Annotated in this window: 9 protein-coding genes; 2 read left to right on the top strand and 7 right to left on the bottom strand. The window is 69.4% G+C overall.

The features are described from left to right. From VFI59_04290 to VFI59_04265, 6 genes are all read right to left on the bottom strand, one after another. The coding region (locus VFI59_04290; protein ID HET6712912.1) for an alpha/beta hydrolase at positions 1-277 on the bottom strand (277 nt) is incomplete at its 3' end. 94 nt (positions 278-371) lie between these two features. Further along, positions 372-812, bottom strand: coding sequence for an SRPBCC domain-containing protein (locus tag VFI59_04285; GenBank protein HET6712911.1), 441 nt, complete (start codon positions 810-812; stop codon positions 372-374). Positions 813-886: 74 nt separating this feature from the next. Continuing rightward, complete coding sequence (locus VFI59_04280; GenBank protein HET6712910.1) at positions 887-1213, bottom strand: metalloregulator ArsR/SmtB family transcription factor; 327 nt, start codon at positions 1211-1213, stop codon at positions 887-889. Positions 1214-1302: 89 nt separating this feature from the next. Continuing rightward, the gene (locus tag VFI59_04275; GenBank protein HET6712909.1) at positions 1303-3252 is read right to left on the bottom strand and encodes an adenylate/guanylate cyclase domain-containing protein; all 1950 of its coding nucleotides are present in this window, start codon (positions 3250-3252) and stop codon (positions 1303-1305) included. A gap of 123 nt (positions 3253-3375) precedes the next feature. Next, complete coding sequence (locus VFI59_04270; protein HET6712908.1) at positions 3376-3939, bottom strand: hypothetical protein; 564 nt, start codon at positions 3937-3939, stop codon at positions 3376-3378. A gap of 3 nt (positions 3940-3942) precedes the next feature. Further along, positions 3943-4080 (bottom strand): hypothetical protein, encoded by a 138-nt coding sequence (locus tag VFI59_04265; protein HET6712907.1) that lies wholly within the window; start codon positions 4078-4080, stop codon positions 3943-3945. A gap of 90 nt (positions 4081-4170) precedes the next feature. On the opposite strand from VFI59_04265, the gene VFI59_04260 reads away from it, so the two are divergent. Both VFI59_04260 and VFI59_04255 read left to right on the top strand, forming a co-directional pair. Next, positions 4171-5031, top strand: coding sequence for an MBL fold metallo-hydrolase (locus tag VFI59_04260; protein HET6712906.1), 861 nt, complete (start codon positions 4171-4173; stop codon positions 5029-5031). A 112-nt stretch (positions 5032-5143) separates the two neighbouring features. Beyond that, positions 5144-7303: a histidine kinase gene (locus VFI59_04255; protein HET6712905.1), complete on the top strand. Its 2160-nt coding sequence runs from the start codon at positions 5144-5146 to the stop codon at positions 7301-7303. Between the two features lie 26 nt (positions 7304-7329). Here the strand turns inward: VFI59_04255 and VFI59_04250 are convergent, their stop codons facing one another. Next, on the bottom strand, positions 7330-7980 hold the full coding sequence (locus VFI59_04250) for a hypothetical protein (GenBank protein ID HET6712904.1): 651 nt from the start codon (positions 7978-7980) through the stop codon (positions 7330-7332). Positions 7981-8178: the final 198 nt, after the last annotated feature.

Raw genomic sequence — 8178 nt, 5'->3', positions numbered from 1 at the left:
TCGCGCACCCCTCAACGTCCCATGCGTCGAGCACCAATTCGGCGTCGGCAGGACCATCGACCACTCGGCGACCGGGCTTCGGGGTCGAGCGTCCGTAGCCGGGTCGGTCGTACGTGACCACGCGAACGTTCTCCGCCGCCGTCTCCTCGTCGATCGGAGAGAGGAAGGCGCCCGGGTTTCCGGTGTTCCACAGAACCGCGAGTCCGTCCTCGGGGCCGGTGACGGCAGTGCGCAGCGACCGCCCGTCGGGAGCCGTGATCGTTCGCTCGGAATACATCGCGCCCAACGATACAGCGGGGTTTTCGAGTAACCGCCGGGTCGCCCCAGACGGATGCGGGAGCGGTTGCGCCCGTCGCCGCTCGTCGTCGGACTCACTCGAGCCCGTGAGACAAGTCCTCGTATGTAGGCGTGAGCTCGATCCACCGAGTGCGCCACCCGGTCGGCTCGTCACCGGATAGGTATGTGCCCAGGTCCTCCATGTGGACCTGCCAGCCGGCGCCGTGGGCGCCGATCTCGTCGAGGGGGATGCCTCGCTCTTCCACCACGAGGCGTGTTCCGCTGCCCTCGGGCGAAAGCGTCGCCTCGATCGTGGTCTCATCGCTCGTTTCGGGGTCCAACGTCACGAGGAGCCGCTTCGGCGGCACGCAGGCGTCGACCACTCCTGGGCCTTCCCAGCCGCTCGTGAAGCTGGCCGAGAATGTCCCGCCGACCCGCAGGTCGCCCTCGACGTTCGCGATCCATCGCGCCAGGCGAGGTGGCTCGGTCAACGCCGACCACAGGTCGTCGGGCGCGGTGTCGTAGACGCTGTCCATCCGAACCGTCCCTCGACCGTCACCGTCCGCATGCACGCTGCCCAGCACAGGGCTTGCCGGTTGCACGTGGTTGCTCATCGGGTGCTCCTTCCTTCGCTCTTTCCACGATCGATCTCCTCGTGGAGGGCGCTCATCCGGCCATGCCACAAGGCTCGGTAGGGGCTGAGCCAGGCATCGAGCTCGGCGAGTGGCTCCGGTCGCAGGCTGTAGATCCGTCGTTGCGCGTCGCGTCGCACCTCGACCAGACCTGCCTCACGCAGCACCCGAAGATGCCGTGACACGCCAGGGCGCGCGATCGGCAGGACCGCCGCCAACTCGTTGACCGTTGCCGGACGCACTCGGAGTTCCTCGAGCACCGTCCGTCGGTTGTCATCGGCCAGCGTACGCAGCAGCATCTCCATGACGTGAATGTAACGAGTCGGGTACGTAACTGTCAAGGTACATACGCAGCGAGGTGCGTGCGGGGGGAGTCCGATCTGAGGTGCGCGACCTAGCGCCAGGTGACGCGGACGAGCGCGACGGGTTCGGTGAACCCCTTGAGCGTGACGTCTCCGGTCTCCGTGAACGGCACCTCGGATCCCGCCCCGACGATCGTGGCACGGCTCGCGAGGATCTCGCCCCCGTCTGCGAGCGCCGCGATCCTCGCCGCTCGGTGCACCTCGGCTCCGCCGTAGTCCTCGCCCCGTCGCGTCGCCTCGCCGGCATGGATGCCGATGCGGACCGACAGTGAGAAGCCTTCGGACCGTCGATGCTCGGCGAGCGCCCGCTGCACGGCGACGGCACACCCCAGCGCCGACCGCGCGCCGGGGAATGCGACGAAGAACCCGTCCCCTGTCGGATGTCCGACGTCGCCGCCGTGCGCAGCGAAGAGTGATCGAAGGGTGCGGTCGTGCCAGGTGAGCAGGTCCTCCCAGGCGTCGTCGCCGATCACCCCGATCAGGTCGGTCGACCGCGCGATGTCCGTGAACATGAACGCTCGCGTGACCCGCTCCGGGCGCTCTTCCTCGAGCGCGAGCCGATCGAGCAGGCGCCGGGCTCGCGCCGCACCCGGGCGAGCGCCGAGGCGTTCGAACGTGTCCCGTGCCGATCGCGCCTCGGCTCGCGCCGCATCGTCATCTCCGCCGGCGGCGTACGCCTCCGCCAGAAGCACGCTGACATCAGCTGCCTCGAGCGGCGCTTCGACCTCCTGCCACCTGACCCGAGCTCGCCGCAGGATCGGGATGGCGCCTGCCGCGTCGCCCCCTGCGAGGAGCAGCGCACCCCGCGCGGCGGCAGCCATCGCACTGAGTGAGGCCGTACGGAACCCTTCGACGAGCGTGTCGAGCTCGTCCGCGGCGGATGTCGCCGTCTCGGCGTCGTCGCTCGCGAGGGCGATCGCGACTTGCGCGGCCAGCAGCCGGACCCGTGAGCAGGCATCGGCGCCTTGCTCGTCGAGCGCCTGGCGGATGCCCGACGCGGCGGCATCCACCTTGCCCTCGGCCAACCGCAGCAGCGACCGACCCGGCTGAGGTGGTCTGCCGAACGCCTCGGCTCGTGCGTAGGCCTCCTCGGCGGCGACGAAGTCACCGAGCTGACGCCGCACCTCGCCGATCTCGTAGTGGGCAGGACCCTGTCCGGAGACGAAGTTGTAGCGAGGGAGCTCCTCGCACGCCGCGAGGGCATCGGCCTCCGCTTCGTGCAGGTGGCCGTGCAACAGCTTCAGCTCCGCACGGTGGATCCGGCACACGCCCGGGAACGCCGGCACCGACCGGCGCTCGCACCATCGGAGCGTCGCTTCCGTCCACTCGCTCGCACGCCCGTAGTCGCCGAGCTTCGAGCAGATCCCGATCATGCCGCAGTAGATGTAGCCGGCGGCGGCGGGATCGAGCTCACCGCCGACGACCGTCGCCATGCACTCGTCCATGAGCGGCATGCCCGTCGCGACGTCGCCGAGCAGACAGAGCGCGTGGCCCTTGTCGTGAAGGCTCATCGCCGCGAGATCGCGGTCGCCGCTGCGCTCGGCGAACGCGAGCGCCTCGTCATAGCGTTGGATCGCTCCGGCGTAGTCCTTCTCCATGATCCACAGCAGCAGGCCCTGGATCCAGAGCAACCAGCCGTGCACCGGCCAGGTCGCATCCTCCTCGGCGAGGCGGGCCGCCTTCTGCCCCCAGCCCTGCGCCAGCGGGATCGACATGCGCATGCCGTGCTGTTCCGCGAGTCGGTACGCCATCATGGCCGCCTGCGCCCGTTCGCCCTCGTCGAGGTATGCGGCGTAGGCTCGCTCCAGCGCCTCGATGGTCGCGTCGGGACGACCCGTCCAGTAGGTCGCCCAGGCGAGCATCTCGAGCGCTGCCCCCGGCAGGGGATCGGTCCGGTCGGCCTCGATCAGCGCTTCGTAAGCGTCCCTCCACGCGTGCCGCTCCAGCGCATCACGCGCGAAGCTGATCGGATCGTCGCTCATGCTCACGGCGACTCCACAGATGTGGCGGGCACGTCGAACCGTACCCGGTTCCGGTATCTCCCCGCGAGCCGGGACGGACGTTCGTCAACTCCTGCCGGAGTCCGCTCGGCGCCTCGTGTTCGATCAGGCCGCGCGCGCGCTCGCGATGCAGTCCGCGAGCGGTGCCCGGACCCAGCCGCGAAGCGGTCGACGAGGTGACGAAGGATCCCGGTCGGGCGGGACGAGTTCGAGTGGATCGACCGTTCGACCCACGGGCGCGCCCACGCACGCGGCGAGTCGCTCGACGACGTTCTCCGTCCCCCTCCACGGCAGCAACTCGATGATGCGTGCGCGCTCGGCGCGGTAGCCCCACTCGAACTCGATGACCTTGCCCGCGAGCAGCACGCGTCCAAGGACGAGGTTGGATCCGCCATACGGGAACATCTCCCGGAGGGCCGACAACGACTTCACCGAGTAGAACCCACACGAGCAGTTCTCCTTGGGCACCTGCTCGTGGATGGAGTGATCCGGGGTCCTCCGCCCACAGGACGCGGACACCCAGCGTGAGGCCGCTCCCAGCCAGGGAGAGATGCCGTCGTCTGCTCGGCCGAGTGGATGCAGCGCCCCGGCCAGATCGTCGAAGTCGTAGCTCCACGCCCGATAGGCCGGTATCGGGGAGATCCCGTCGGGGATCCGCGACCGACTCATCGCTCAGTTCGACGCGCGAGCAGGCACCGGCTGGGGTCCCGGCTCCGGGATCGGCGCTTCGGTCGCGGCGTCGTCCGGTTCGTCGGTCGCCAGCTCGATCGGCTCGATGATGATCGTTCGCAGCCGCTCACCGAGGTTCATGTCCCCTCCGATCGTCGCGAAGACCCTACGGTACGAGTTCTGCCGCCACACAACACATCGACCCTTTATGCGCCCGGGTAGGGTTCTCCGATGGCCGCCCCGACGCTGACCGTCGGAAACGTCGAGATCACAGCGATCCTCGACGTCGACACGTCGATCCCGCTCGCCGAGGTGTTCGATGGGAGCGGCGATTTTCCACCCGGCGGATCAGGGTCCCTTGCTGCGAGGTATCCGGACGACTTCACTGCCGACGCGTGGCACTTCCGCGACCATTGCTTCCTGATCCGTATGCCGACGCACCTGACATTGATCGACACGGGCGTCGGCCCGCCCGACTCGGCCTTCGGACGATGGCTCGGCGTCGGTGGGACGCTGCCGGACGAACTGGCAGCGCTCGGCGTGGTGCCGGACGACGTTGACGACGTCATCCTCACCCACGTCCACTCCGACCACACAGGGTGGAACACGACGCCGTCGTCGAGCGGATGGGTGCCGCGGTTCTCGAATGCCCGGTACCACCTCCATGATGCCGACGTCGCGTGGATGCGAGGCTTCGTCGACGAGGAGGACGTCCGGGAGTTCGCCGAGGCGATCGCCCCTCTCGAGTCAACGGGACAGCTCGACACGTCGATCGAGGACCGCGAGTTGTCGCCCGGCCTGAGCCTGCGACACGCGCCGGGTCACACCCCAGGACACCGGTGCGTTCTGTTGGACGCCGGCGGCGAACGGGTGCTCTTCACCGGAGACCTCTTGCACTTCACGTTCCAGCTGAACGACCCCGGGTTCCGCTCACCGGGCGACGATGATCCGGAGGAGGGGAGCCGCACACGGGCCGCGTGGCTCGACCGAGCGGAGTCGGAGGGGCTGACCCTCGCGACCGCGCATGTTCCTCCGTCCCCCATCGGTCGGATCGTCCGTGAAGGGGGACAGCGGTTGCTCCGGCGTCGCTAGGGAACCCCTCGTCTCGCGTGGTGGCACCCGCGCCGGCGAGAGGCTTGCCTCCCGGCGGATCCTCGGGTGGGCGCCCTTGGGGCGCCGACCCGCGCCGTGCGAACATCCTCCCGTGCTGTCGGAACGTGCTCATCTCACCGACGCGGCGCGTGGCCGCCACCTGCCGCTCGCACGGGTCTTGGCCGGGCTCACGTTGGGCGGCTTCGCGATCGGGCTCGGCTTCGCGTTCCTCGACACTGCGATCCGCCCCGCCGGCTCCGCCGACTCCCCGCTCAGCGACATCGGCTTCGTGCTGGCGTTCGCGATGTTCCCGGTGATCGGCTACGTGCTGGCGTCGCGCCGACCCGAGAACTCGATCGGGTGGTTGATGCTGGGCATGGGCGTCTTCTTCGGCGTGACGGCGGTCGCCAGTGAGCTCGGCAGTTACCTGATCCATTCCGGCCGTCAGGACGCGGGGCTCGTGCTCATCGCGTTCGATCAACCGAGCTGGATCCCGATCGTCGTGCTGCCCGTCACGTTCTTGCTGCTGCTGTTCCCGGACGGGCATCTGCCCTCGCCGCGGTGGAGATGGTTCGCGTGGGTGCTCGGGGTCGCCCTGGCCGTGGTCTTCTTCGCGATCTTGCTCGACCCCGCGCCGATGCAAGAGTCGCCGGTGCCCGGCGCCGCGAACCCGATCGGCATCGAGGCGATCAGCCCGTTCCTCAGGGCGGCACAGTTCCTGATCGCCGTGATCCCCATCGGGGTCCTCGGATCGTTGATCGCCCTCGTCCTGCGGTTCCGTCGATCGACCGGCGTCGAGCGCCTCCAGCTGCGGTGGCTGCTCACGGCCGCAGCGTTCGTGGCGCTGCTCTACTCCGGAATGATGTTCGTGTCGCTCGGCAGCTCGTGGGGCGGGGAAGGTGACCCGGGCTGGCTCACCTGGGCGCAGAACCTCGTGATCGTGTCGTTCGCGTTGATCCCACTCGCGATCGGTGTGTCGGTGCTCCGGTACCGGCTGTTCGACATCGACGTCGTGATCAACCGAGCCGTGCTGTTCGGAGCCCTCGCGGTCTTCATCACGCTCGTGTACGTGGCGATCGTCGTCGGTGTGGGCACACTCGTCGGCAGCCGGGCCAGCCCGGTGTTGTCGGCCGCGGCGGCGGCGATCGTCGCCCTCGCGTTCCAGCCGCTCCGGCGACGGGCGCAGCGCCTCGCCGATCGGCTCGTCTACGGCAAGCGCGCCACGCCCTACGAGGTGCTTTCCGAGTTCTCGGAGCGGGTCGGGCAGACGTACGCCAGCGAGGAGCTGCTGCCCAGGATGGCGCGTGCGCTGGGGGAAGGCACCGGCGCCGCCCGAGCCGATGTCTGGGTGAGGGTCGGGCAGGAGCTGCGACCCGAGGCGACCTGGCCCGAAGACGCCGAGCCCCTCCCACCACGGCCGGCGTCGTCGGTCGAGGAGGGGGTCGTGGCGGGCGCATCCATGTCCGAGCCCGTCCGGCACCGGGGAGAGCTGCTCGGCGCCCTGACCATCGAGAAGCGCCCGGGAGACAACCTGTCGGCGACGGAGGAGAAGCTGGTCCGGGACCTGGCCGCGCAGGCCGGGCTCGTGATGCGGAACGCCGGGCTCACCGAAGAACTCATGGACACGATCGCGCAGCTCCGCTCGTCACGTCAGCGCCTCGTCACGGCGCAAGACGAGGAGCGCCGGAAGCTCGAGCGGAACCTGCACGACGGCGCGCAACAGCAGATCGTGGCGCTGACCGTGAAGCTCGGCCTGCTGGCGAGGCTCGTCGAGCGGGAGCCGGCCCAGGCCCAGTCGATCGCCGGGCAGCTGCAGGAAGACGCGACGGAGGCGCTGGAGGAACTGCGCGACCTTGCCCGCGGGATCTATCCGCCGCTGCTGGCCGATCAGGGATTGATCGCGGCGCTCAAGGCGCAGGCTCGCAAGTCGGCCGTGCCGGTCACGGTGACGGGCGACGGCATCGGGCGCTACGCCCGCGAGGCCGAGGCGGCGGTCTACTTCTCCTGCCTGGAAGCCCTGCAGAACGTCGTGAAGTACGCCTCCGCCTCGCGGGCCACCGTGTCGCTCTCGGACGGCGAGGGAGCGCTCCGGTTCGTCGTCACCGACGACGGTGTCGGGTTCGACACGACGACATCGTCGTACGGGACCGGCCTCCAGGGGATCGCCGACCGCATCGCCGCACTCGACGGCTCGATCGAGGTCAGGTCGACCGCGGGCGTCGGCACGACCGTGGAAGGGATCCTTCCGGTCAGCGACAGGACCGGCGCGTAGCTTCTTGGGCTGCCATCCCGTGAACGTCAGGCGGGGGGCGGAGCGCCTTCGTCGTCATGCGCTTGCGTGTGCTTGAGGAAGCGGTACCAGTCGACCTCGTAGGAGCCCGCGTCGTCGTCCTCGCCGGGAGGATCGGCAGGCTCAGCAACCTCGATGGGAGCGTCAGGCTCGGGGGCCTCCTCGTCCACCGGTGTCGCGTCGTCGGATGCCCGAGCTTTCGTGTGCGTGGAGACGGGGGCGGCCTCGGGGATGCTCTCATCCTCCGTGGAGACGCTCGCGGCGGCCGGAGCGGCGTCACGCATCCGCATCAGCGCACCGGACAGCTGCCCGAGCGCCGCTTCCACGGCGTCGTCGAGGTCTTGCAGCAGCGTGCGTGAATGCTCGTCCCGGTCGCGCAGATCCGCCGCGAGACGAGACTGCTCCTCGGTCGCCTTCTCGAGCGCCACGCGAGTCGCGGTGAGTTCTTCGCCGACGCGGGCCAGCTCTTCCTGCGTCGAGCGCTTGATCTCGACGAGCTGCTCGTGCTCGCGTCGCAGCGCGGTCGTCTCCTCGGCGTGACGCTCGCGCTCCGATCGCAGCTCCTCGGTCAGGGCTGCCCGGGTGGATTCGAGATCGCGAAGGCCTGCATCCGCCTCGGTCAGCCTGGCCTCGAGCTTCTTCTTCGAGCTCTTGCCCATCTCTCGCCACCTCCCCCGGCGAGTGGCATACGTGGTGATCGGGCGCTCGCCGGTCCACGAGTGCCCATCCTTTCGTTGAATCGGCCCGATCCCCAGCGAACTGAAGGCGCGAGCGTCCGGGCACACCGCCCGGCGGTCGCGGTGCCAGCAGCATCGCGACGTGCAGGTCGAGCTGATCGGGGCAGGTTGCCACCCACT

The sequence above is a fragment of the Actinomycetota bacterium genome, from assembly GCA_035697485.1.
In the GTDB taxonomy this organism is placed as follows: Bacteria; Actinomycetota; UBA4738; order UBA4738; family HRBIN12; genus JAOUEA01.
This window is presented reverse-complemented; position numbering and strand designations above follow the sequence as displayed.

Coding starts and splice junctions, on each gene's coding strand:
- VFI59_04285 (HET6712911.1), bottom strand. CDS start 812: ATGGACAGCGTCTACGACACCGCGCCCGACGACCTGTGGTCGGCGTTG.
- VFI59_04280 (HET6712910.1), bottom strand. CDS start 1,213: ATGGAGATGCTGCTGCGTACGCTGGCCGATGACAACCGACGGACGGTG.
- VFI59_04275 (HET6712909.1), bottom strand. CDS start 3,252: ATGAGCGACGATCCGATCAGCTTCGCGCGTGATGCGCTGGAGCGGCAC.
- VFI59_04270 (HET6712908.1), bottom strand. CDS start 3,939: ATGAGTCGGTCGCGGATCCCCGACGGGATCTCCCCGATACCGGCCTAT.
- VFI59_04265 (HET6712907.1), bottom strand. CDS start 4,080: ATGAACCTCGGTGAGCGGCTGCGAACGATCATCATCGAGCCGATCGAG.
- VFI59_04260 (HET6712906.1), top strand. CDS start 4,171: ATGGCCGCCCCGACGCTGACCGTCGGAAACGTCGAGATCACAGCGATC.
- VFI59_04250 (HET6712904.1), bottom strand. CDS start 7,980: ATGGGCAAGAGCTCGAAGAAGAAGCTCGAGGCCAGGCTGACCGAGGCG.